36 protein-coding genes are annotated in these 21,983 nt (G+C 31.4%); 1 reads left to right on the forward strand and 35 read right to left on the reverse strand.

Annotated features, from left to right (window positions below; genetic code table 4):
* Window positions 1–3 precede the first annotated feature (3 nt).
* The 5 genes from tsaD to ACZ91P_RS10775 all read right to left on the reverse strand — a co-directional run bounded on the left by tsaD (window position 4) and on the right by ACZ91P_RS10775 (window position 5,442).
* Window positions 4–960 carry a tRNA (adenosine(37)-N6)-threonylcarbamoyltransferase complex transferase subunit TsaD gene (gene tsaD, locus ACZ91P_RS10755; RefSeq protein ID WP_465155913.1) on the reverse strand — a complete coding sequence of 319 codons (957 nt, stop codon included), beginning with the start codon at window positions 958–960 and terminating at the stop codon, window positions 4–6.
* Window positions 961–1,096: 136 nt separating this feature from the next.
* Window positions 1,097–1,360 carry an HPr family phosphocarrier protein gene (locus tag ACZ91P_RS10760; protein ID WP_465155917.1) on the reverse strand — a complete coding sequence of 88 codons (264 nt, stop codon included), beginning with the start codon at window positions 1,358–1,360 and terminating at the stop codon, window positions 1,097–1,099.
* Between the two features lie 126 nt (window positions 1,361–1,486).
* Complete coding sequence (locus tag ACZ91P_RS10765) at window positions 1,487–3,691, reverse strand: ATP-dependent helicase (protein WP_465155921.1); 2,205 nt, start codon at window positions 3,689–3,691, stop codon at window positions 1,487–1,489.
* Between the two features lie 38 nt (window positions 3,692–3,729).
* Window positions 3,730–4,464, reverse strand: a complete 735-nt coding sequence (locus ACZ91P_RS10770) for an RDD family protein (RefSeq protein WP_465155925.1) — start codon at window positions 4,462–4,464, stop codon at window positions 3,730–3,732.
* A 3-nt stretch (window positions 4,465–4,467) separates the two neighbouring features.
* Window positions 4,468–5,442, reverse strand: coding sequence for a glycosyltransferase (locus ACZ91P_RS10775; RefSeq protein ID WP_465155929.1), 975 nt, complete (start codon window positions 5,440–5,442; stop codon window positions 4,468–4,470).
* 319 nt (window positions 5,443–5,761) lie between these two features.
* Between ACZ91P_RS10775 and ACZ91P_RS10780 the strand changes: the two genes are divergently transcribed.
* The gene (locus ACZ91P_RS10780) at window positions 5,762–6,037 is read left to right on the forward strand and encodes a hypothetical protein (protein WP_465158983.1); all 276 of its coding nucleotides are present in this window, start codon (window positions 5,762–5,764) and stop codon (window positions 6,035–6,037) included.
* Window positions 6,038–6,069: 32 nt separating this feature from the next.
* Here the strand turns inward: ACZ91P_RS10780 and ACZ91P_RS10785 are convergent, their stop codons facing one another.
* The 30 genes from ACZ91P_RS10785 to rpsJ all read right to left on the reverse strand — a co-directional run bounded on the left by ACZ91P_RS10785 (window position 6,070) and on the right by rpsJ (window position 21,731).
* Complete coding sequence (locus tag ACZ91P_RS10785; protein WP_465155933.1) at window positions 6,070–6,249, reverse strand: hypothetical protein; 180 nt, start codon at window positions 6,247–6,249, stop codon at window positions 6,070–6,072.
* 145 nt (window positions 6,250–6,394) lie between these two features.
* On the reverse strand, window positions 6,395–7,138 hold the full coding sequence (gene map, locus ACZ91P_RS10790; RefSeq protein ID WP_465155936.1) for a type I methionyl aminopeptidase: 744 nt from the start codon (window positions 7,136–7,138) through the stop codon (window positions 6,395–6,397).
* Between the two features lie 76 nt (window positions 7,139–7,214).
* Complete coding sequence (gene rplQ / locus ACZ91P_RS10795) at window positions 7,215–7,574, reverse strand: 50S ribosomal protein L17 (protein WP_465155940.1); 360 nt, start codon at window positions 7,572–7,574, stop codon at window positions 7,215–7,217.
* A 15-nt stretch (window positions 7,575–7,589) separates the two neighbouring features.
* The gene (locus ACZ91P_RS10800) at window positions 7,590–8,543 is read right to left on the reverse strand and encodes a DNA-directed RNA polymerase subunit alpha (protein ID WP_465155945.1); all 954 of its coding nucleotides are present in this window, start codon (window positions 8,541–8,543) and stop codon (window positions 7,590–7,592) included.
* Between the two features lie 15 nt (window positions 8,544–8,558).
* On the reverse strand, window positions 8,559–8,948 hold the full coding sequence (gene rpsK, locus ACZ91P_RS10805; RefSeq protein ID WP_348736319.1) for a 30S ribosomal protein S11: 390 nt from the start codon (window positions 8,946–8,948) through the stop codon (window positions 8,559–8,561).
* Between the two features lie 18 nt (window positions 8,949–8,966).
* Window positions 8,967–9,332 carry a 30S ribosomal protein S13 gene (rpsM, locus tag ACZ91P_RS10810; protein ID WP_465155950.1) on the reverse strand — a complete coding sequence of 122 codons (366 nt, stop codon included), beginning with the start codon at window positions 9,330–9,332 and terminating at the stop codon, window positions 8,967–8,969.
* Between the two features lie 17 nt (window positions 9,333–9,349).
* Window positions 9,350–9,463, reverse strand: coding sequence for a 50S ribosomal protein L36 (gene rpmJ / locus ACZ91P_RS10815; RefSeq protein WP_465155954.1), 114 nt, complete (start codon window positions 9,461–9,463; stop codon window positions 9,350–9,352).
* A 37-nt stretch (window positions 9,464–9,500) separates the two neighbouring features.
* Entirely contained in the window at window positions 9,501–9,719 is a 219-nt protein-coding gene (infA, locus tag ACZ91P_RS10820; RefSeq protein WP_004028446.1) for a translation initiation factor IF-1, read from the reverse strand.
* A gap of 24 nt (window positions 9,720–9,743) precedes the next feature.
* Window positions 9,744–10,382 (reverse strand): adenylate kinase, encoded by a 639-nt coding sequence (locus ACZ91P_RS10825; RefSeq protein ID WP_465155959.1) that lies wholly within the window; start codon window positions 10,380–10,382, stop codon window positions 9,744–9,746.
* Window positions 10,383–10,400: 18 nt separating this feature from the next.
* Window positions 10,401–11,801, reverse strand: coding sequence for a preprotein translocase subunit SecY (gene secY, locus ACZ91P_RS10830; RefSeq protein ID WP_465158985.1), 1,401 nt, complete (start codon window positions 11,799–11,801; stop codon window positions 10,401–10,403).
* A 26-nt stretch (window positions 11,802–11,827) separates the two neighbouring features.
* Window positions 11,828–12,265 carry a 50S ribosomal protein L15 gene (rplO, locus tag ACZ91P_RS10835; RefSeq protein ID WP_465155963.1) on the reverse strand — a complete coding sequence of 146 codons (438 nt, stop codon included), beginning with the start codon at window positions 12,263–12,265 and terminating at the stop codon, window positions 11,828–11,830.
* Between the two features lie 12 nt (window positions 12,266–12,277).
* Window positions 12,278–12,751, reverse strand: a complete 474-nt coding sequence (gene rpsE, locus ACZ91P_RS10840; protein WP_465158987.1) for a 30S ribosomal protein S5 — start codon at window positions 12,749–12,751, stop codon at window positions 12,278–12,280.
* Between the two features lie 159 nt (window positions 12,752–12,910).
* The gene (gene rplR, locus ACZ91P_RS10845) at window positions 12,911–13,276 is read right to left on the reverse strand and encodes a 50S ribosomal protein L18 (RefSeq protein WP_465155967.1); all 366 of its coding nucleotides are present in this window, start codon (window positions 13,274–13,276) and stop codon (window positions 12,911–12,913) included.
* 21 nt (window positions 13,277–13,297) lie between these two features.
* On the reverse strand, window positions 13,298–13,837 hold the full coding sequence (gene rplF, locus ACZ91P_RS10850) for a 50S ribosomal protein L6 (RefSeq protein WP_465155972.1): 540 nt from the start codon (window positions 13,835–13,837) through the stop codon (window positions 13,298–13,300).
* 24 nt (window positions 13,838–13,861) lie between these two features.
* The gene (rpsH, locus tag ACZ91P_RS10855; protein ID WP_422397489.1) at window positions 13,862–14,251 is read right to left on the reverse strand and encodes a 30S ribosomal protein S8; all 390 of its coding nucleotides are present in this window, start codon (window positions 14,249–14,251) and stop codon (window positions 13,862–13,864) included.
* Window positions 14,252–14,270: 19 nt separating this feature from the next.
* A complete protein-coding gene (locus ACZ91P_RS10860) occupies window positions 14,271–14,456 on the reverse strand; it encodes a type Z 30S ribosomal protein S14 (RefSeq protein ID WP_465155976.1) in 186 nt (61 codons plus the stop codon).
* Between the two features lie 13 nt (window positions 14,457–14,469).
* Window positions 14,470–15,012 (reverse strand): 50S ribosomal protein L5, encoded by a 543-nt coding sequence (gene rplE / locus ACZ91P_RS10865; RefSeq protein ID WP_465155980.1) that lies wholly within the window; start codon window positions 15,010–15,012, stop codon window positions 14,470–14,472.
* 19 nt (window positions 15,013–15,031) lie between these two features.
* Complete coding sequence (rplX, locus tag ACZ91P_RS10870) at window positions 15,032–15,352, reverse strand: 50S ribosomal protein L24 (RefSeq protein ID WP_465155984.1); 321 nt, start codon at window positions 15,350–15,352, stop codon at window positions 15,032–15,034.
* A 10-nt stretch (window positions 15,353–15,362) separates the two neighbouring features.
* Window positions 15,363–15,731, reverse strand: a complete 369-nt coding sequence (gene rplN / locus ACZ91P_RS10875; protein WP_465155988.1) for a 50S ribosomal protein L14 — start codon at window positions 15,729–15,731, stop codon at window positions 15,363–15,365.
* A 21-nt stretch (window positions 15,732–15,752) separates the two neighbouring features.
* The gene (rpsQ, locus tag ACZ91P_RS10880) at window positions 15,753–16,013 is read right to left on the reverse strand and encodes a 30S ribosomal protein S17 (RefSeq protein WP_465158988.1); all 261 of its coding nucleotides are present in this window, start codon (window positions 16,011–16,013) and stop codon (window positions 15,753–15,755) included.
* Window positions 15,997–16,833, reverse strand: coding sequence for a 50S ribosomal protein L29 (gene rpmC / locus ACZ91P_RS10885; RefSeq protein WP_465155992.1), 837 nt, complete (start codon window positions 16,831–16,833; stop codon window positions 15,997–15,999). Before rpmC ends, rpsQ begins: the two co-directional genes overlap by 17 nt.
* Window positions 16,834–16,836: 3 nt before the next feature.
* Window positions 16,837–17,250 (reverse strand): 50S ribosomal protein L16, encoded by a 414-nt coding sequence (gene rplP / locus ACZ91P_RS10890; RefSeq protein ID WP_004028429.1) that lies wholly within the window; start codon window positions 17,248–17,250, stop codon window positions 16,837–16,839.
* A complete protein-coding gene (gene rpsC, locus ACZ91P_RS10895; protein ID WP_465155997.1) occupies window positions 17,250–18,008 on the reverse strand; it encodes a 30S ribosomal protein S3 in 759 nt (252 codons plus the stop codon). Before rpsC ends, rplP begins: the two co-directional genes overlap by 1 nt.
* A 19-nt stretch (window positions 18,009–18,027) precedes the next feature.
* Window positions 18,028–18,366, reverse strand: coding sequence for a 50S ribosomal protein L22 (gene rplV / locus ACZ91P_RS10900; protein WP_465156001.1), 339 nt, complete (start codon window positions 18,364–18,366; stop codon window positions 18,028–18,030).
* Window positions 18,367–18,394: 28 nt separating this feature from the next.
* Window positions 18,395–18,670: a 30S ribosomal protein S19 gene (gene rpsS / locus ACZ91P_RS10905; protein ID WP_114564651.1), complete on the reverse strand. Its 276-nt coding sequence runs from the start codon at window positions 18,668–18,670 to the stop codon at window positions 18,395–18,397.
* A gap of 83 nt (window positions 18,671–18,753) precedes the next feature.
* Window positions 18,754–19,590 carry a 50S ribosomal protein L2 gene (gene rplB, locus ACZ91P_RS10910; RefSeq protein WP_465156005.1) on the reverse strand — a complete coding sequence of 279 codons (837 nt, stop codon included), beginning with the start codon at window positions 19,588–19,590 and terminating at the stop codon, window positions 18,754–18,756.
* A 55-nt stretch (window positions 19,591–19,645) separates the two neighbouring features.
* Window positions 19,646–19,933 carry a 50S ribosomal protein L23 gene (gene rplW, locus ACZ91P_RS10915; protein ID WP_114564653.1) on the reverse strand — a complete coding sequence of 96 codons (288 nt, stop codon included), beginning with the start codon at window positions 19,931–19,933 and terminating at the stop codon, window positions 19,646–19,648.
* Window positions 19,933–20,559, reverse strand: a complete 627-nt coding sequence (gene rplD, locus ACZ91P_RS10920; RefSeq protein ID WP_465156009.1) for a 50S ribosomal protein L4 — start codon at window positions 20,557–20,559, stop codon at window positions 19,933–19,935. The genes rplW and rplD overlap by 1 nt, the downstream gene beginning before the upstream one ends.
* A 22-nt stretch (window positions 20,560–20,581) precedes the next feature.
* A complete protein-coding gene (gene rplC, locus ACZ91P_RS10925) occupies window positions 20,582–21,358 on the reverse strand; it encodes a 50S ribosomal protein L3 (RefSeq protein WP_465156013.1) in 777 nt (258 codons plus the stop codon).
* A gap of 64 nt (window positions 21,359–21,422) precedes the next feature.
* Window positions 21,423–21,731 (reverse strand): 30S ribosomal protein S10, encoded by a 309-nt coding sequence (rpsJ, locus tag ACZ91P_RS10930; protein WP_465156018.1) that lies wholly within the window; start codon window positions 21,729–21,731, stop codon window positions 21,423–21,425.
* Window positions 21,732–21,983: the final 252 nt, after the last annotated feature.

Below are 21,983 nucleotides of genomic sequence, written 5' to 3' on the forward strand. Positions count from 1 at the left end.
TATTTAATCTCCTTTTATGTTATTTTCCAGTAGTTCTTGTGCTGCTAAGCGAGCAATTATTGCAGCATTATCAGTACAATATTCTAATTTTGGAATAACTATTTTTAAATTTGGTGTTGCTAAATTTAAAATTGCTGCTCGTAATGCGCTATTAGCTGAAACTCCACCGACTAACGTAACCATTTGCGGCTGAAAATTTTGAATTGCTAATTTTGTTTTTCGCATAATAATATCAACACATGTTTTTTGAAATGTCGCACAAAAATTAGACAAGTTAATTTTAGTATTACGTTCTTCTTTTGCAATTAAATTAGCTACAGCTGATTTTAATCCGCTAAAAGAGAAATTATAACTTTGATCATTTAATGATAGTGGTAAGTGATATTGTGTTGTTGTTCCTGTCGCTGCAAGCTTATCAATAACAGGTCCGCCCGGATACCCTAAGTCCAGCATTCGAGCAACCTTATCATAACATTCACCAATTGCATCATCTAATGATGAGCCTAAAATTTCAAAATTCAAATGTTTTTTCATTAATATTAACTGAGTATGGCCACCACTAACTAGCACTGCTAAAAGAGGAAATAAAAAATCATTTTCGATTGCACTAGCATAGATATGACCATATAAATGGTTTAAAGGTAAAATTGGAATTTCTAAATAATTAGACAATGTTTCTGCTATTGTTTTCCCAATATGTAGTGCTCCAATTAAACCAGGTTTTGCTGTATATGCAATGTATTGTAATTCTGTTATATGAATATTAGCTTTTTGCAAAGCTTCAAGTAGAACATAAGAAAAGTTTTTTAAATGTAACCGCGAAGCAAGTTCTGGCACAACTCCACCGTATTTTGTATGTTCCTTAATTTGTGATGAAATAATATTTGCTAAAATTTTTCCATTCTTAAAAATAGCAATACTAGTTTCGTCACAGCTTGTCTCAATTGCAAGAATTACCATTTCATTCACCTCCTCATTATTATATAATAATTTTTCCTTAAAAAAATACTAAGAAAGAAACAAGTAACAAAAATATACAAAAAAATAATAGATAAATCTATTATTTTTTAATTTTTGTATATTTAATAAAATTACCCTAAATAACCTTGTTATCCTTCATTACTTTTTCAATCTCTGCAATTGCAGCGTCTTCATCAGAACCACTTGCAACAATTTCTACTTCTGCACCTTGATAAATTCCCAATGCAATAATAGTCATGATTGATTTTAAGTTACCAGTTTTTCCTCCTGAGAAAATAGTAATATCTGACTGGTATTTTCCTGCTTCTCCTACAATTAATGCTGCTGGACGTGCATGCATCCCAACAGGATCAGCGATAACAGCTTTAAATGATGCCATTAGATTTCCTCCTTTAAAATATACTAACTCATTATATCAAAAAAAACAAAAATAAGTATATTATCCCTAAACAATTTTTTATGTTTTTAAATAAAAATTTCAAATATTTGGTATTGTTATTTTCTTTTATGATTCCACTTTTTTAATTGCTTGACTATCTGCTGAAATAATCTTGACATTATAAGGATGCGAAAAAACAATTTGGACATTTTGCGCAATAATTTTAACAACAACTCCAATTCCAAATAATTCATGACTAACCATATCATTTACTTTTCATGGATTAGTTTTAAAAGCTGATTCAATGTTTTTATTAAGATTAAAGACAGTTCGTGATTGTTTTTCACTTTGATTATTATAAAAAATAGTAATTGACTTTTGCTTACTAAACAATCTTTCGCTATTAACTTTTTCATAAAAATCGTTATCTAACTCTTTAATAAATCGTGATTCAAAGCGTTCATTACCTGTAATATATGAATAACCATCAGCATAACTAATAAACAACAATTCTTCTGCTCTTGTAATGGCAACGTATAAGGCTCGACGCTCTTCTTCTAATTGTTCAGTTCCCATTTTAATAGCTTGTGTTGTTGGAAAGATTCCTTCATTTAAACCAACAATAAAAACAACCTTTTTTTCTAATCCCTTTGCATTATGAATTGTCATTAAAGAAATAGTATTATCAGTTAAATTATCACTATCACTATCAGTTTGTAATGAAATTAATTGTAAATATTCACTTAATAATTCTGTTCCTGCTAATTCCTTATTTTGCTGATCAAATTTACCAACTGACGCAATTAATTCTAAAATATTTTCTTCTCGTTCTTCTTCATAGTTATCTCGTAAACGCTGCAAATAACCTGTTTTATTTAAGAGAAGAACTAATAAACTTTCAACTGATTTAGCAGTTGGTAATTGTGTTAATGCTAGGACAATTGCTTCTCGCACTTTATTTAAACTATGTTGAAGATTTAATGGCAATAAATCAAAATGTTGCTCTAGTAATGTTGTAAACATTATTTGTTGCTCTTTTAATATTTGCATAATTTGTTCAAATGCTTTTGGACCAATTTTTGGTGTTAACAACAAAATCCGTTCAATGGCTAAAGAATCATTATTCATAATTATTTTTAAAAAAGCAAGTGCATCTTTAATTTCTTTTCGTTCATAAAATTTAAAAGTCCCAAAAATACGATATGAAAGACCATAATCAGCAAGGGCCGTTTCTAAATCACGTGATAAGTAATTGGCACGATATAAAATTAAAATATCATTATAAGCATAATTTTCTTCTTTAATTAAAGTTTTAATTTTACCAGCTACAAAATAACTTTCATCACTACTATTAGCACCGTGATATAAAATTGGTAATTGCCCTGAAGTTTTGATAGTAAATAAATCTTTTTCAATCCGATTTTTATTATGAATAATCAAATTATTAGCTAATGATAAAATGCTTTGTGTTGACCGATAGTTTTCATTTAAAAAAATTGTTTGTGTATGCGGAAAATATTTATCAAAATTTAAAATTAAATTAATTTTTGCTCCCCGTCACGAATAAATTGTTTGATCAGGGTCCCCAACAATAGTAATATTGTGATTATCACCGACTAATCATTTAATAATATCAAATTGCAATTCATTGGTATCTTGAAATTCATCAACTAAAAAATAATCAAAACGATTTTGTCATTTTTTTAATACTTCTCCATTATTTTTAAATAACTTATATGTTAATAAAATTAAATCATTAAAATCAACGCTATTTATCTCTCGTAAACGTTTTTCATAAGTGTCATAAACTTCTGCTCATCGCATTTCATCACCATTTGCTGATGCTTTTGCACTATTAGGGCTAATAAAGTCATTTTTTCATTTCGAAATAAAATTCTTCACCATTTTTGCTTCTTGTGCATCATATTTCATAGGTAATGTTTTATAAATATTACGAATGATACTATCTTGGTTTGCCATATCAATAATATTAAAATGACGATCATAATTTAAATGAATAATATCTTCTCGTAAAATACGAGCACATAGGGCATGATAAGTTGCAATCATACAACGCCGCTGGCCACTACCACTATTTCCAATCATCTCAACAATACGGGCTCTCATTTCATTAGTAGCTTTATTAGTAAATGTAACAGTACAAATGCGTCATGGTTGCAAATTAGCATATTTAATTAAATATGCAATTTTGTTAGTAATAACGCGTGTTTTGCCACTTCCAGCTCCAGCAATAATTCGCACTGGTCCAGTAATTGTTAAAACAGCTTCGCGTTGATTTGGATTTAAACTTTCAATAAATTCATTGACCATGATATTCTGCCTTTCTTTACAAACAATTACATTTTACCCTATAATTCATCAATTTCTTTTAAAATTTCATCAGAAATATTTCCTGGTTGGTTTTCTTGTAAATGAATATGTTTTGTTTTTCTTGTTATTAATTCTTTTGGTATTGTTGGTGCTTTTTTAGGAATTGGTTTTTTCTTGACAGTAAATAAATGAAAATGACGATCAAATAAAATTTGATGATTTGGATTTAACACTAAACCAAAAATTAAACCAAAGTATCATAAAAAATAAATTGTTGTGATAGTTCGAATAATAATTAATGCAATTGGATTTTTATTAGTTGTCCGAAACAAATCACTTAAACTAATTTCAAAAATTAAATTTAAACTTAAATTTGTCAATAAAACAACAAATCAAGGTAAAAATGTAATAAATAATTCACGGGTAAAAATAACTGCTAACTTTAATTTTGTCTCACTCGTAACTAATTTAATTTGAAAACAAAATTTTCCAATTGTTTTACCATCTCAAAAATAAGGAATAAGAACAAAATAAAGAAAGAAAAGAACAAAAGTAACAGCAATAACTAAAATAAGCGCTCAAATTGTTCGAGCTTGATCTCAATACTTCATCGTTAAAGTTAATACTAAGGGAATTAAACTCGTTAAAATAATATCAAAGAAACGAACAAAAATCACACGAACTGGACACGCTAATTGATGAAGCTGATATTCTTCTTCTGGTTTTGACATTATCGTAGCAGCTGAATTTTTATTGTTTGCTAATTCTTGCATTATTTATTTTGTATTTTCCAGTTTTCAATGTTTAATAAAACCTTTAATATCAGTAACAATCATTTTAAATTGTGATTCTTTTACATTTTTAAGATATTTATTTTTCATAAAACTTTTATAACGACGTTCTAATTTATTTTCGGCACTATGGATAGCTTTAATTGATAATCTTTTATTGTTTTGTAAACTAACAATTTCTAAAAATGTTACTAAGCAAAAGCGAATAAAAGCATACTCTAATTCTTCTTGATATTCACGATATAAATTTAAATCACGATATAAATTAAAAATATAAATTCATTGTTTAATTAAATCAAAAACACTATAATTGACAATTCCTAATTCATAATCAACTAGCACATCTTTAATTGCAACATATCCCCCAGTATAAACTAATGCGTTATAAATAAAGAAAGTATCAGTACGACGATAATCAAGTAATGTAATATTTTTTTGTAAAATAAGGTTTCGACGAAATATCTTTGTAAAAAATGAGCAATTAACATATGCTAACACTTCTTTATTAGTTTTAGGCGACAATAAAACATTACATTTATTTCAAATTTCACTTTTTTCCTTTGAATTCGCATAATATAACCTAAATTCAAGCATATCAACTTTTTTATGTTCAACTTGATATGTTTCAACTTTTTCTTTTAAAACTGCAACTGCTGTTTTATGAATTGTCTGTCCTTCATCAACAATCATAAAAAAATCTCCTTGTGCAATTGAAATAGCAGTATTAATACCATATGAAAAGCCTTGACTTCGTAAATTTGTAATTACTTGAATTTGTTTACCAATATTATTATAAAAGCATTCATTCATAAATTCTAAGAGTGGTGATTTTGGTTGGAATCCATTATCATCAATTAAAACAATTTCATAATCGTCACTTGTTTGTTCCTTAATTGATAGTAAAGTCTTCATTAATTTTGTCTGATTATTTTGTACTACAATAAGAAATGATAAAAACATTTTAATCCCCTCTCTCAATCAATTCTTGCCATAATTATAACATTTTATCTCTTTTTAGTATAATTATTATATTAGAAAAGTAAAATAATTTACAAGTTTAAAAAGAAGGGTTCATAAAATGACAAATGAAACATTACAAAAAATTTTGCAACAAAAAGAAATTACAACTGATGATAAAATAATATTTCGAACAATTTTTGATGTCTTGAGCACCTTATTTACTGATGAAAATTAGCTTTCAACTTTAACAAGTGGCTATAATATTAATCATTATCAACAAGTTTGATTTTCTAATATTGTTTCTCTCACCTCAAAAGCATTAGCAATTAAAAAGGGATATGCAAATTATATGTCCGATGACTGAAATTATATTTATTATTTTAATGACACAAATGATCAGACAAAACAACAAAAATTAGGTGAAAAACAATTAGAACGTCTAACCCAATTAATTACTTTTGCAAAATTAAATGAAAAAAAATTAGGTATTGGTTATCATTTTGTTGGTATTTTTACATTTATTGGCTTTCTTGATAAAGATTACAAAACAATGATTTATCAAAAAATTAAAAATAGTTATCAACTTAATAAATAATTTAAAAAACCATACTAAGAAAGTATGGTTTTTTAAAATTGATAGTTATTATTTTTATTTGCTTTTGCTTCTAATCGTTGTTTTCTAATTAATTCTCGGGTCATTTTTTTAACTCGGGAATAATCAAACGGATTTCGTTTTCCTGCTCCAGCTTTAATATGTTTGCCAAAAATATTAATTTTTCAAACTCAATTTCTTTGTTTAAATCGCATAATAGCTCCCTTCATGTTAAACATAAAGCCCTACTCATTTATGGTACACAATAATTACCAATTTTTCAATTCATTCACAAGAAAATTAAAAAATGGGTCAAATACTTTATTAAGGATTCGGTACGATTATTATTTTTAAAAATAATTAAGTTAAAACTTCATATCCAGTCGGAGTAATTAAAATTGTATCTTCAAAATGGGCACTACATAAGTTTAAAGCTGACACTGGCGTTCAATTATCATCTAACATTTTAATTGCTTTAGTTCCAATTTGAACCATTGGTTCAATACAAATCGTCATTCCAGCTTGTAAGCACATTCCTACTCCTGCTGTTCCAACATTAGGAACCATTGGTTCTTCATGTAATTCACGCCCAATTCCATGGCCGACAAATTCAGTTGGTAAAAAAAAACCTTCTCCTTCAACATATGTTTGAATTGTTTCAGCAATATCGCCAATTCGTACTCCTGGTTTCAAAATTGCGGTTGCTTTTGCTAATGCTGTTTCAGTGACAGTTAATAACTTCACATGTTCTGCTGTGCGCGGTTTTCCAACAATTACAGTAAAAGCACCATCACTATTATAACCTTCATATGAACAACCCGCATCAACAGAGACAAGGTCACCTTCCACAAATGGTGTATGATTTGGAATCCCATGGATTAAAACTTCATTTAAAGAAACACAAATGGCCGCGGGAAAACCATATAAACCTTTAAAATTTGGTTGGCAATTATTTGCTCGAATAATTTCTTCTGCGCGATGATTAAGCATTACGCCTGTTATTCCTGGTTTAATCATCGCTTTTAATTCTTGATGAATTTGTTTTAATGTTAAACAAGCTTTGCGCATATATTCAATTTCTTGGTCTGTTTTAATTGTAATCATAGTTAAATTCCTTTCAGATTTTATTTTATCATAAAAAAAAAAAAAAAACTAACAACACAACAGTTAGTTTTTTTGGTTAGACTAATTCAATAATCACCATCGGAGCATTATCTCCTTTACGATTATATAATTTTAAAATACGTGTATAACCACCATTACGAGTTTTATATTTTTTGGCAATGCCATTAAATAATTTTTGTAATGCGGTTTCCTTTTCATTTGCCTCAATATCACGTAAAAAACTAGCAGCACGACGACGAGCATGTAAATCTTGTCGTTTTCCTAGTGTCACTAATTTATCAACATGACGGCGTAATTCTTTGGCGCGTGTTTCTGTTACTTCCAACCGTTCATTAATAATTAATTCGGTTGCTAAATTACGCATTAAGCCATTTCTTCAAGCAGTATTTTTCCCTCTTTTTTGTTGGTATGACATCCTTTTTCACCTCTTTTAATCACGTCGAAAGTGTAAACCTAATTGGGCCACTTTATCTTTAATTTCTGTTAATGATTTTTTCCCTAAGTTTCTAATTTCTTGAATTTCATCTTCTGATTTTGAAACTAAATCACGTAAAGTATCAATTTTTGCTCTTTTTAAACAATTTTGTGAACGTTGCGTAAACTCTAGTTCATCAATGCTACGATCTAATTCATCTTCTTCGGCTTCTGCTTCAGATGAAATAATTTGGGTTTCTTTAATTGCTTCATTCAAGTTAACAAAGAATTCTAAATGCTCAGTAATAACTTTTGCTGCCATTGCAACAGCGTTAACTGGCGTAATTGAACTATCAGTTTGAATTTCTAATTCTAATTTTTCTAAGTCAGCATTTTTCCCCACCTTTGTTGGTTCAACATTATATGCCACACGCTGAATTGGGCAATAATTTGAATCAATTACAATTAAATCAGCATATTTCTTTTCTTTTTTATTATCTGTAAATGATTTATACCCACGTGAATTACGAGCATATAGCTCCAAGTCTAATTCTCCACCTTTAGCAATTGTTGCTAATAATAAATCACCATTAATAACTTCTACTCCAGTTGGAACAACTAAATCTCTTGTGTAAATTTCTCCTTCTTTTGAAGAAACTACTTTTAAAATTACTGATTCTCCATCTGGAATAATATCTTGATTAATTTTTAATACTAAATTTTTAATATTTAAAATTATTTTTGTAACATGTTCAACAACACCGGAAATAGCAGTAAATTCATGCGAGGCACCTTTAATTCGAACAGCAAAAACAGCGGCTCCTGGTGTTGCTGATAGTAATGTTCGACGTATCGCATTTCCTAATGTAACACCAAATCCTCGTTCTAACGGTTCAACTAAAAATTTTCCGTAATTATTGGCTTTATCTTCTGCTTGTAATTTAAATTCTGGTCTAATAAATTGTTTCATCGCCTAATCTTTCTCCTATCCTCTTGGTCTTTTTGGTGGACGTGCCCCATTATGAGGAATTGGCGTTACATCTTTAATTGAAGTGATTTCTAATCCAATTGCTTGAATGCTCCGTACCGCAGCATCACGCCCTGGGCCTGGCCCTTTTACTTCAACTTGAACACTACTCATTCCGTGTTCTTGGCTTGCTTTTCCAGCTGCTTCAGCAACCATTTGGGCAGCATAAGGAGTTGACTTCTTACTTCCTTTAAAACCCATTGCTCCTGCTGATGCTCATGAAATGACATTACCCGCTTCATTAGAAAGGGTAACAATTGTATTATTGAAAGTTGAATGAATATGTGCAATTCCTTTTAGGACATTTTTTTTGACTTTTTTCTTATTCGTTTTTTTTCTAACAGCCATAATTGTTCTCCTTATCTACTATTTTTTCTTATTAGCAACTGTTTTACGTGGTCCTTTAACTGTTCGTGCATTTTGCTTTGACGACTGTCCGCGTGCTGGCAAACTTTTACGATGACGCATTCCACGATAACTACCAATTTCCATTAAACGTTTAATATTCAAGGCAACTTCACGTCGTAAGTCTCCTTCGGTTTTTAATTTTACAATTTCATTTCTAATTGTTGTTAATTCATCTTCTGATAAATCTTTCACACGAATATCTTCTAATATTTTTGCTTCTTTTAAAATTTGTTGTGATTGTGGTTTTCCAATTCCATAAATATATGTTAACGCAATTACTACGCGCTTATCATTTGGAATATCTACTCCGCCAATACGTGCCATGTTCTTTTCCTCCCTTTTTAACCTTGTCGTTGTTTATGTTTTGGCTGTGAACAAATTATCATCACTCGCCCTTTTTTTCTAATTACACGACATTTGTCGCAGATTTTTTTAACTGATGATCTTACTTTCATCGTGTATTCTCCTTTACCAAAATTTTTATTATTTTGTTTATTTATGTCTAAAAACAATACGCCCACGTTCTAAGTCATAAGGTGACATTTCAACAACTACTGTATCGCCGGGTAAAATGCGAATGTAATTCATCCGGATTTTACCCGAAACGTGAGCTAAAATAGTTGCACCATTTTCTAATTGCACCTTAAACATTGTATTTGGTAATACTTCTAAAATTGTTCCTTGTACTTCTAATAAATCAGTTTTTGCCATTTTATCTATTACCTCAAATCTCCGTTATTTTAAAACTGCCATAATTTGGTCTCAGACAGCATTTCCTTCCATATCAGCATCAATAACGGTTAATACTTGCTGATTTAAATAATATTCAATTAACGGTGCAGTATCAGCATGATATGCCGCTAATCTAATTTTAATTTTTTCTTCATTATCATCTTTGCGTTGTACTAATGAGGTTTGATCATCATCACAAACTCATGCCACTTTTGGGGGCACTGCTGTTTTATGATATGTTCGTCCACAAGTTGGACAAGTTAAACGTCCCGTAATTCGTTCGATTAACTTTGCTTCATCAATTTCAAAATATAATGTATGATCAACCTTGCTATTTAGTTTTTGCAATAATTGATCTAATTTTTTTGCTTGCGCAATTGTGCGCGGAAAACCATCTCAAATTAAATCACCAGTTACTGTTTGCAAATGATTTTCAACCATTTGAATCATAATATCATCAGGAACTAATTTTCCCTGGTCAGCATACTGTTGACACAAAATACCTAATGGTATGTTTTGCTTAATATTATCACGAATAATATTACCGGTTGAAATATGCGTAAAACCAAACTTTTTAACTAAATGGTCTGATTGAGTTCCTTTTCCACTACCAGGAGCTCCTAACAAAATAAAATTTCGCATTAACTTTCCTCTGGCTTTCTATCATAAATATGAATCTTTAGTATCATCCGTTAATTGTTGCGACTTTTTATCAATAAACGCTTGTTGCGTAATTCGTCCTTTAACTTGACGCATTGTTTCTAATGCGACTGATACCATAATAATTAATCCTGTTCCTCCAATTGCTAATGCACTTGGTAAAGCTGTTAATTTACTAATCACATAAGGTAAAATTGCAATTGCCGCCAAAAAGACTGACCCTAAAATACTTAAACGGTTAATTGTTCCCTTAATGTATTTTTCAGTTTCTTTCCCAGGGCGAACACCAGGAATAAAGGTTCCGGCCTTCTGAAAATTCTCAGCAATTTTTTCAGGATTCATTTGTACTTGTGAATATAAGAAAGTAAATAAAATTGTTAAAATTGCATAAATAATAATTCCAGGTCATGTACTAAACGATAAATAATTATTGGTAAATTGCACAAAACCATTATTTGGATTACTTACACTAATAATCTGTGCAACAGTAATTGGGGCTGAAATTAATGCCGAGGCAAAAATTACGGGAATAACTCCAGCGGAATTAATTTTTAATGGTAAGAAGGGGCGGTTTTCTTCATTTCCAGATACCAAACCACTTCCTGTTTGCTGAATTGGCAATTTCCGTTCTGATTCATTTAACATTACAACAAATAAAACCACTAATAAGAACATTACAACATACACTAAGAATTTTAAAATTCCATCAAATAATAAGTTAATGTCTTCTTGTCCTGAAATTCAGAATTTAAAAGTTGTTTGTAAATTATTTGGTAATTGCGCAACAATTCCAGCAAAAATAATTAATGAGACCCCATTACCAATCCCTCTAATTGTCATTTGATCTGCTAATCAAAGCATTAACATTGTTCCTGCAATTAAAGCGGTTGGAACTAATGTATAATAAAAGATTGGACTTCCCGTTCCAAAATCAGATGAATCTCATTTTGGAGAAATAATGCCTTGGTTTGCCATAGTAAAAATTGTGGCAATTACTTGCATAATTGCAAATGGAATTGTTAATCACTTTGTTAAGCGATCTAATTTTTTCCGCCCACGTTCTCCACTTTTTGCTCAGCGTGATAAAGGCGGAATTACATCAGTTGATAATAACTGTACAATAATCGAAGCAGTAATATATGGTGATACTCCTAAAGCTAAAATTGAAAACTTTCCAAGCGTTCCTCCTCCTAACATTGAAATCAAACTAAAGAACTGATCATTGTTTGATAAATCTTGAAAGTCAGGTGAAATTTTTACGCCTGGGACTGTTAAATAACTACCTAAACGAATTAAAACTAAAATTAATAAAGTAAAACAAATTCGTTTAATCAAATCTTTATTTTTAACAAAAAAGTTTGATGATTTAACAATGTCAACCTCGCGATTATGGCGAGTCATTTTTCTTTTTTTCGCTTTAGTTTTCACTATATTACCTCCACTTTTCCTCCAGCTTTTTCAATTGCTGTTTTTGCAGTTTGCGAAACTTTGTTAACTTTAACATTAACACTCTTAGATATTGTACCATTACCTAAGATTTTAATTAATTCTTTTTCATTTTTTAGCACTTTTTTGGCAACTAATGTTTGATGGTTAATTTCATTCAATCCTAATTTTTCAAAATCACTTAAGTTTAATAAGACATATTTTTTGGTTGTTAAATTAGTAAAACCAACCTTTGGTAAACGACGGAAAATAGGAGTTTGTCCCCCTTCAAATCCAGGGCGAACACCACCACCTGTGCGGGCATTTTGCCCTTTATGTCCTTTACCAGCTGTTTTTCCTAATCCTGATGAAGTTCCTCGTCCTAGTCGTTTCTTACTATGACGAGCTCCATCAGTATACTGTAATCCGTTTAATTTCATTGTTCTGTCCTCTTATCTTTGTAACTCTTCTACGGTTTTACCACGTAATTTTGCAATTTGATCAATTGTTCGTAAATTACTTAAACCATCTAATGTTGCACGAATCATATTAATTGGGGTATTTGATCCTAATGATTTTGTATAAACATCTGCTAAACCTGCTAATTCAATCACAGCTCGGGCTGGTCCTCCAGCAATAACTCCTGTCCCTTTGCGAGCTGGTTTAATTAATACTTTTCCTGCTCCAAAATTACCAATAACTTCATGTGGAACAGTTGTTCCCACTAGTGGCACTTTTACTAATTGTTTTTTTGCCTCTTTAATTGCTTTTTTGATTGCATCAGGAACTTCGTTTGCTTTTCCAGTCCCAAAACCAACGCGACCTTTTTTATCACCAATCACAACAACTGCCGCAAAGCGGAAATGACGTCCTCCTTTTGTTACTTTAGTAACCCGACGAATTGTTACGACTTTTTCTTCAAACATATTTTCATCACCACGACGATCATTATTACGTTCAAAACGTTGATTGCCTTGCCGAAAATTATGTTGTGGTCCTTCTTTTTTTGCTGCTGGTTGAGCTGAGTTTCCTGTATTTGGTTTTAAATCTGTTTTATTCTCTGCCATATCTTCTTATTGCTCCTTTTAAAATTTCAGTCCTGCTTTACGAGCAGCCTCTGCAAATGCTTTTACTTTGCCATGGTATAAATATCCACCGCGATCAAATACTACCATTGTAACTTTTTTATCAAGTGCTTTTTTTGCAATTTCAGCGCCAACTTTTTCTGCCGCTGCAATATTGCTTGTTGATTTTAAATCATCCATTTTTAATGTTGAGGCTGCAACAATTGTTTTTTGCTTCACATCATCAATTAATTGAGCATAAAAATGCCCATTTGATTTAAACACATTTAAACGAGGAACAGCTGTTGTACCATTAATTTTGGTGCGAACATGAAAATGTCTTCTTTTTCGTTTTGCACTACGACTTTGACTTTGTAAATTTGCCATTGTTGATATTCCTTTCTTCTGCTATTTACCAGCAGATTTTCCTTCTTTACGGATAATGTGTTCGTTTTTGTATTTAACTCCTTTACCTTTGTAAGGTTCTGGCTTACGATAATTTCTGATGTTTGCAGCTACTTCCCCAACTAATTGTTTTGAAATTCCTTCTACAATAATTTGTGTTGGTTTTGAAAGTGTAATTGTAATTCCTTGCGGAATTTTATATTCAATTGGATGAGAATATCCTAAACTTAACGTTAACTTATCACCAGCTAACGCCGCACGATACCCTACTCCATTAATTTCTAATTCTTTTTTGAAACCTTTGCTGACACCTTCTAACATTCCTTGAATTAAAGAATTAATTGTGCCATGTAATTGCTTACTATGTTTCACATTATTTGCTCTAGTTGTTGTCACAACACCTTCTTTGGCGGCAACAGTAATAACACTTGGAATTGCTTGTTCTAATTGTCCTTTTGCGCCTTTTGCAATAACATTATTTGGTTGAATTGTTACTTCAACACCAACTGGAATTTTTAACTCTCTATTACCAATTCGAGACATTGTTTTGCTCTCCTTTAAATATTTCTATCACACATAAGCAATAACTTCCCCACCTAAGTGAGCTTGTTTTGCTGCTTTATCTGTCATAATTCCTTGGTTTGTTGAAATAATTGCAATTCCCATCCCATTTAAAACTTGAGGTACTTCTTCAACAGTTACATAAACTCTTAAACCTGGTTTTGAGATTCGTTTTAATCCTGAAATAACTTTTGTTTTACCTTTATATTTTAAAGTTAACGTTAAGTCTTTTTTAATATCTCCTGATACTTTAAAGTCTTCGACATAGCTTTCTTCTTTCAAAATCTCAGCAATTCTTACTTTCATTTTACTTGACGGCATTTTTACACTTTTGTGTAAACGTTGATTAGCATTGCGAATTCTTGTTAACATATCAGCGATTGTATCAATCATCATAATTAATTAGTCTCTCTTTCTATCATGAAGCTTTTCTAACCCCAGGAATTTGTCCTTTACTTGCTAAATTTCTAAAGCATAAACGACATAAATCAAATTTACGTAACACAGCATGAGGTCGTCCACAGTTTCCACATCGAGTATAACTTCTTACCTTGAATTTTGGATGGCATTGTTGTTTAACTTTTAATGATTTTTTGGCCATATCTTCTTTCCTCCTATTTTTTAAATGGCATTCCCGTTTTGCTTAATAATGCTCGAGCATCAGCATCATTTGTTGCACTTGTGACAATTGTAATATCCATTCCCCGTACTCTTTTAACTTTATCATAGTCAATTTCAGGGAAAATAATTTGTTCTTTAATTCCTAAGGTATAATTTCCACGCCCATCAAAGGCATCTTTATTAAGCCCACGGAAATCTCTTACTCGTGGTAAAGCAATGTTGATTAGTTTATCTAAAAAATGATACATTTTTTTCCCACGTAAAGTAACTTTTGCTCCAATTGGCATTCCTTCACGTAATTTAAAGGAAGCAATTGAACCTTTAGCTTTGGTAACAACTGGTCGTAACCCAGTTATTAATGCTAATTCATTTGTAATATCTTCAATTACTTTACTATTTTGTGTTGCATTCCCAGCTCCGATGTTAACAACAATTTTTTTAACAACAGGAACTTGCATTATTGATTGAAAACCTTGCTCTTTGAATAATTCTTTAACAATTGTATTCTTATATTTTTTTTCTAAATTAACATTCATTATTAATCATTATTCCTTTCTACGCTAAATGCGCTTTTGACTTACGAGCAATGCGAACTTTTTTACCATTATCAGCAATTTGATAACTAATTTTAGTAATTTCTTTTTTATTTTTTGGATCAATTAATGCAACATTTGAAATATGAACTGAAGCGGGAACTTGTTGAATTCCTCCTTCAGTGTTATCTTGTGAAGGTTTCACATGTTTAATATTTGTAATTCCTTCAATTATCACACGACTTTTTTCACGTAAGAGGCGAATGATTGGACCTTCTGTTCCTTTATGTTTTCCGGCTATAACTTTCACTAAGTCACCTTTTTTAAATTTAACTTTATTCATAAATAGCCTCCTATAATACTTCTGGTGCTAATGATGCAATTTTTACAAAACCAGCATCTTTAACTTCCCGGGCGATTGGCCCAAAAATACGTGTTCCACGTGGGCTTTTATCATCTTTAATTAATACTAAAGCATTTTCTGAAAATTGAATTTGTGTTCCATCACTTCGTTTTAAACCACGGTTAGTACGCACGATAACCGCTTTAACAACTTGTCCTTTTTTGACAATTCCACCAGGGGTTGCTTTTTTAATTGTACATACAACGATATCCCCAATATTAGTAAACTTTCGTCATGAACCACCCAAATTTTTAATTACTAACACTTCTTTTGCCCCAGAGTTATCAGCAACTTTTAATCTTGATTCTTGTTGGATCATTTTTTTATTATCCTCTTCTTACTAACCAATTGCTTTTTCAATAACTTGAATTAGACGAAAGTGTTTAGTTTTTGATAAAGGACGCGTTTCCATAATGCTTACTTTATCTCCAATGTGGGCTTGATTTTGTTCATCATGTGCTAAATATTTTTTTGAATACTTTACACGTTTTTTATATAAGGGGTGATTTTTATATGTTTCAACTAAAACAGTAATTGTTTTTTCAGCTTTTTCTGAAATAACACGTCCTTGTAAGACTTTACGACTATTTCTTTCCATTATTTTTTCCCTGTCCCTTTCTTAGTTGTTTTGTCATCGGCTTTTTTGTTGTTTTACCAGCGGTTAAGATTTTATCACGATTTTCTTTTCAATTTGTACCATAAGTATATTCTTTTGCGTTAGGGTCTTTTGTTTTTAATTCTAAATCAATTTTAACTCCTGAACCACGCTCTTTTGCAGTGCCATCCATCGCAACAGAACTTTTAATTGCTGCTAATTTTTCTTTTGCATCAAGTTCAGTTGTTTTTTTAGTTGTCTTAATTGGCTCTGCTTTTTTTGTTCCTTTTGGTACTTCAATGTCTGCTTTAGCCGAAGTAACTGATTTAACAGTTACTATTGTTTTGTCGCTTGGTGTTGTTTTACTTTTTGCTGCTGGTTTCTTTGCCGCAGCTGGTGTTTTTTGTTCATCAAGAACATTTGCTTCTCCTGTTCTTGAAACAACAGCTTCTTCTGTTAAGTCCATTGCGTCATTTAATGGTAAATCCATTAAACTTCGCATTTCTCCTTCAGCAGCTTGTTGCTCAGCCATCATTTTCTCAATTTTTGCCTTGCGTTGTTTTGCAAATGCTTGTGATTCTTTTTCAATTTTCGCATATGTTTCATTTAAATTAACTTTAACATTAATTGCGGTGTTTTCCCCAGCATTTTTACGAGCAGATAAGATTGTTAAAATACGAGCAATTTGCTTTTTTAATTCTCCAATGCGATGTGGTTTTTCTAAATTCCCCATTGCTGATTGGAATCGTAACGCAAATAATTCAGCACGTGATTCTTCTTCCAGTTTTTTCAATTCTTCAACTGATTTTTTGGTTAAATCATTCATCTCTTACTCTTCTCCTTTTTTAACAATCTTACATCTTACTGGTAATTTATGCATTGCTAATCGTAATGCTTCACGGGCAGTTTCTTCAGAAACACCTGCTACTTCAAACATGACCGTTCCTGTTTTAACAACTGCTACTCATTCTTCAGGTGAACCTTTTCCTGAACCCATTCGAACTTCTAATGGTTTTTTTGTTTTCGCCATATGAGGAAAAATTCTAATTCAAACTTTTCCTCAACGTTTCATATAACGTGTCATTGCAATCCGCGCTGCTTCAATTTGGCGGTTTGTAATTCACGCTCCATCTAGTGATTTTAATCCAAATTCTCCAAAATCTACTTTCGTATTTCCTTTTGCTTTTCCTTCATATTTAATACGATGCGGACGACGATATTTTGTTCTTTTTGGTAATAACATTATTTTGCCTCTTTAGCAGCAGGGTGTGATTTTGGTCCTTGATCACGACGATTATTGTTTGAACGATTAAAGTCGCGTTTTTCAAACTTTGGTTTTTCATCACTTGTAGAAACTAATTCTTTACTTAGGATTTCTCCCTTACAAATTCAAACTTTAACTCCAATTTGGCCATAGGTTGTTAAAGCTTCGGCTAAAGCATAATCAATATCACTACGTAAAGTTGCTAATGGTACGGTTCCTTCGGTATATCCTTCTGTTCGTGCCATATCTACACCACCTAAGCGTCCTGAAACGGAAGTTTTAATTCCTTGTGCTCCAGCTTTCATTGCTTTTTTAATTGCTAATTTTTGAACACTTCTAAATGAAGCACGATTAACAATCTGTTCAGCAATGGTATTTGCCACTAATTGTGCATCAGTGTCTGGGTTTTTAATTTCAACAACATTAATTTTTACTTCTATTTTACGATCGCCAATTGTAACATGTACTAATTTTACTAATTTTGCGATGTTTTTTCCTTCTTGTCCTAAGACAACACCAATACGAGCAGTTCTAATAAAGATAACAATTTCTTTTTTTGTTCGTTCAATTTCAATTTTAGAAACACTTGCTCCTTTTAATTCTTTCATTAGAGCATTTCTAATCTTGATATCTTGATGCAATCATTTGACATATTCTTGCTTTTCAGCGTATCATCTTGAATCTCACGTTTTAATAACTCCAACGCGTAATCCTGTTGGACTAACTTTTTGACCCATCTCTTGTTATCTTCCTTTCTTATTGTTGTCCATCACTAACAGTAACTGTGATGTGACTTGTTTTCTTCAATATTTCATATGCTCGCCCATGTGCACGCGGACGGAAACGTTTTAATGTTGGTCCTTCGTTAACGAAGATTTCTTTAATAAATAAGCGATCAGCATCCAATCCATTATTATTAACGGCATTTGCTACCGCTGATTTAACTAATTTTTGAACTGGAACTGATGATTTTTTGTTTGTGTTGTTAAGAATAACTATTGCGTCTCCCACTTTTTTATTCCGAATTAAATCGGTAACTAGTCTTACTTTTCGTGGCGATATTCTAATACTTCTTAAGTTTGCTCTTACATCCATTTATATAATACTCACTTTCTGAATTTAATTATTTTTTCTTCTTCTTATCATCGCCATGTCCACCAAATTTTCTTGTTGGTGAGAATTCTCCCAATTTATGACCAACCATATCTTCGGTAACATAAACTGGAATATGTTCTTTTCCATTGTGGACAGCAAAAGTATGACCAATAAATTCTGGGAAGATAACGCTTCTTCTTGATCAAGTTTTAACAACTTCTTTTTTATTCGCAGTATTCAATGCTTCAACTTTTTTTTGTAAATGTTTATCAACAAATGGCCCTTTTTTCAGACTTCGTGACATTGTTTTACCTCCTATATATAATCTCTCTAATTTTGATTTTTACTTTCAACTATTATTTGTCGGATTGACCCTAATTAGCAAGATTATTTAGTACGTCTTCTAACGATTAATTTAGTTGAAGCTTTTTTCTTGTTACGAGTTTTCACTCCTAATGCTTTTTTACCTCATGGTGTCATTGGTGCTTTTCGACCAACCGGAGCTTTACCTTCTCCCCCACCATGGGGGTGATCATTTGGGTTCATAACTGACCCACGAACAGTTGGACGAATTCCACGTCAGCGGTTTCGTCCTGCTTTTCCTCAATTTACTAGGGCGTAGTCTTCGTTTCCAACTTCACCAACTGTTGCTCGACATTCTCCTAAAACTTTACGAACTTCACCTGATGTTAATCGAATTGTGACATATTTACCATCTTCATCTTTCCCTAATAATTGCACTGATGAACCAGCTGAACGAGCTAATTGTCCACCTTTGCCTGGACGTAATTCTAAATTATGTAGAACAGTCCCTTCTCGAATGTTTTTTAATTTCATGCAGTTTCCAACTTTAATATCTGTTTTTTCACCACTAACAATTTGCATTCCAACTTTGATGGTTTTTGGTGCTAAAATATATCTTTTTTCACCATCAACATAATTAACTAAACAAATAAAGGCATTACGATTTGGATCATATTCAATTGTTGCAATTTTTCCAATAATATTATCCTTATTACGTTTAAAATCAATAATACGATATTTAACTTTGTGACCGCCACCTTTATGTCTTGTTGTAATAACTCCTTGGTTATTACGACCAGCATGTTTTTTCCGAGTTTCAATTAATGATTTTTCCGGGCGATCAGTTGTCAACACGGAATAATCTAATGACGTCATATTACGACGACTCGGTGTGACTGGTTTAAAACTCTTAATTGGCATTTTTATTTATCCTCCTATTTCGCCAATAAACAGTCCCAGATAGTGTATCCTGGAATTATTTATCTTCTCCTAATAAATCTAATTTCTCACCTGGTTTTAATTTAATAATTGCACGTTTTGTGTATGTTGTCTCTCCAACAAATTTTCCCATTTTCTTTTCTTTTGGGTCATAATTAATAACATTAACTTTTTCAACCTTTACTTCAAAGATTTTTTCAAAAGCTTTTTTAATTTGAACTTTATTTGCTGTACGCGCAACTTCAAAAGTATAAACCCCATTCGCCATATTACGATATGTTTTTTCTGATAAAATTGGTTTTTTAATGACATTTGTAATATGCATTATGCGTACACCTCCTCAATTGCTTTTATTGCTTGTTCTGTTACTAATAATTTGTTTGCATTTAATAAATCATATATATTAATCCCAGCTGATGTAATTATATTTACCTTTTCAATATTACGTGATGATTTAAAATTAACTTCATCACCTTCTGTGGTAATAATTAATAGTTTTTCACCATTAACTTTTAAATTATTTAAAACTTCAACCATTACTTTTGTTGAAGGTTTGTCAATTCCAAATTGATCAATTATCATAATATTTTTATCTTGAACTTTCAACGATAATGCAGATTTAATTGCTAATTTTCTAACTTTTTTATTAACATGTTTTAAATAATTTTTCTCTGGAGTTGGGCCAAAAACAATCCCTCCTCCTTTTCATTGCGGTGCTCTAATTGAACCTTGGCGAGCACGACCAGTTCCTTTTTGTCTTCAAGGTTTTCTTCCCCCACCAGATACTTCAGTTCTTGTCTTAGTTTTGTGTGTGCCTTGACGCATCGCGGCTTGTTGCGCAATAACAGCATCAAACATTGCTTGCTGATGTGGCTCAATTCCTCAAATGGCATCATTTACACTAATTTCTTTAACGCTTGTTCCCTTCGCATCAAGTACTTGTAATTTCATTTTAAAATTCCTTTCTACAAAACTATTCTGTCTTTGATGCTGGTGCATCAGTGACTGCTGTTGGCGTTGTATCAACTACTGCATCAACAACTCCTTCAACTGGTCTTTCTTCTTTTACTGTGGGCTCTGGTGTTTTTATTTCAACAGTTCTTTTTACTAGTTCTGTTGGTGTATTTGGTTTTAAACCTTTAATTGCTTCTTTAATAACTACAAACTGTTTTTTTGGACCTGGAATTGAACCTTTTACCAATAAAGCATTTTTTTCAGTATCAATTGCAATAACTTCTAAATTTTGAATTGTTACTTTTTCGGTTCCCATATGTCCAGGCATTTTTTTAGATTTTAAAATCCGATTTGGGGCAATAGCTCCCATCGACCCAACACCACGGTGATAACCTGAACCATGTCCCATTGGTCCCCGTGAATAGTTATGTCTTTTAATTGAACCGGTAAATCCTTTCCCTTTTGAAGTTCCTGTAACATCAACGAATTCCCCAGCAGTAAAGATATCAGCTTTAATAATATCGCCAGGATTATAACCATCCATATTTCTGATTTCTTTAACGAAGCGCTTAGGTGTTGTATTCGCTTTTTTGAATTGTCCTTGGTCTGGTTTTGAAACCAAACTAATTCTTTTATCTTCGAGAGCTAATTGAAGCGCTTGATAACCATTTTGTTCTTTTGTCAATACTCGTAAAACAACATTAGGTTCTACTTCAACTACTGTAACTGGTATTAATCTACCATCGGTAGAAAAAATTTGTGTCATACCATTTTTGCGTCCTAAGATTCCTTTCATTTCTTTCCTCCTTGAAAATACGTTATGTATATCTTGTCTATAAATTAAATTTAAGAATGGTTATTTATTTCATTTCAATTTCCACACCACTTGATAACTGCACTCTTTTTAAAGTGTCAATTACCTTTGGACCATCAGGATTAATAATATCAATAATTCTTTTATGTGTTCTCATTTCAAATTGTTCTCTTGAATCTTTATGTTTATGAGTTGCTCTTAAAATAGTAATGATATTACGATCAGTTGGTAAAGGGATTGGTCCCTTTACCTCTACTCCTGCTGCTTGAGCTGCTTCAATGATTTTTTTAATTGATTGATCAACCACACGGTGATCAAAACCTTTTAATTTAATTCTCATTTTAGTTTGAGCCATTACTTTTCCTCCTAATTTATTCATATTTTTTGTGTAAACATTGACAACGCCTATCAGTGTATCAGTTATAGACCAAAAAAGATGTTCACACAAAATATACATGCTTATTTATTTTATTGGATAATAAGCAATAATGCAAGTCTTTTTTAAGAAAAAAAATAAAATATTTTATATTTTTTACTTCTTTGTTTCATCTAATTTATAATTAATATTATAATAAAATTCGAATAATTACATGTCGAAAAGTAAGGA

It is taken from the genome of Spiroplasma endosymbiont of Halictus nicosiae, from assembly GCF_978018445.1.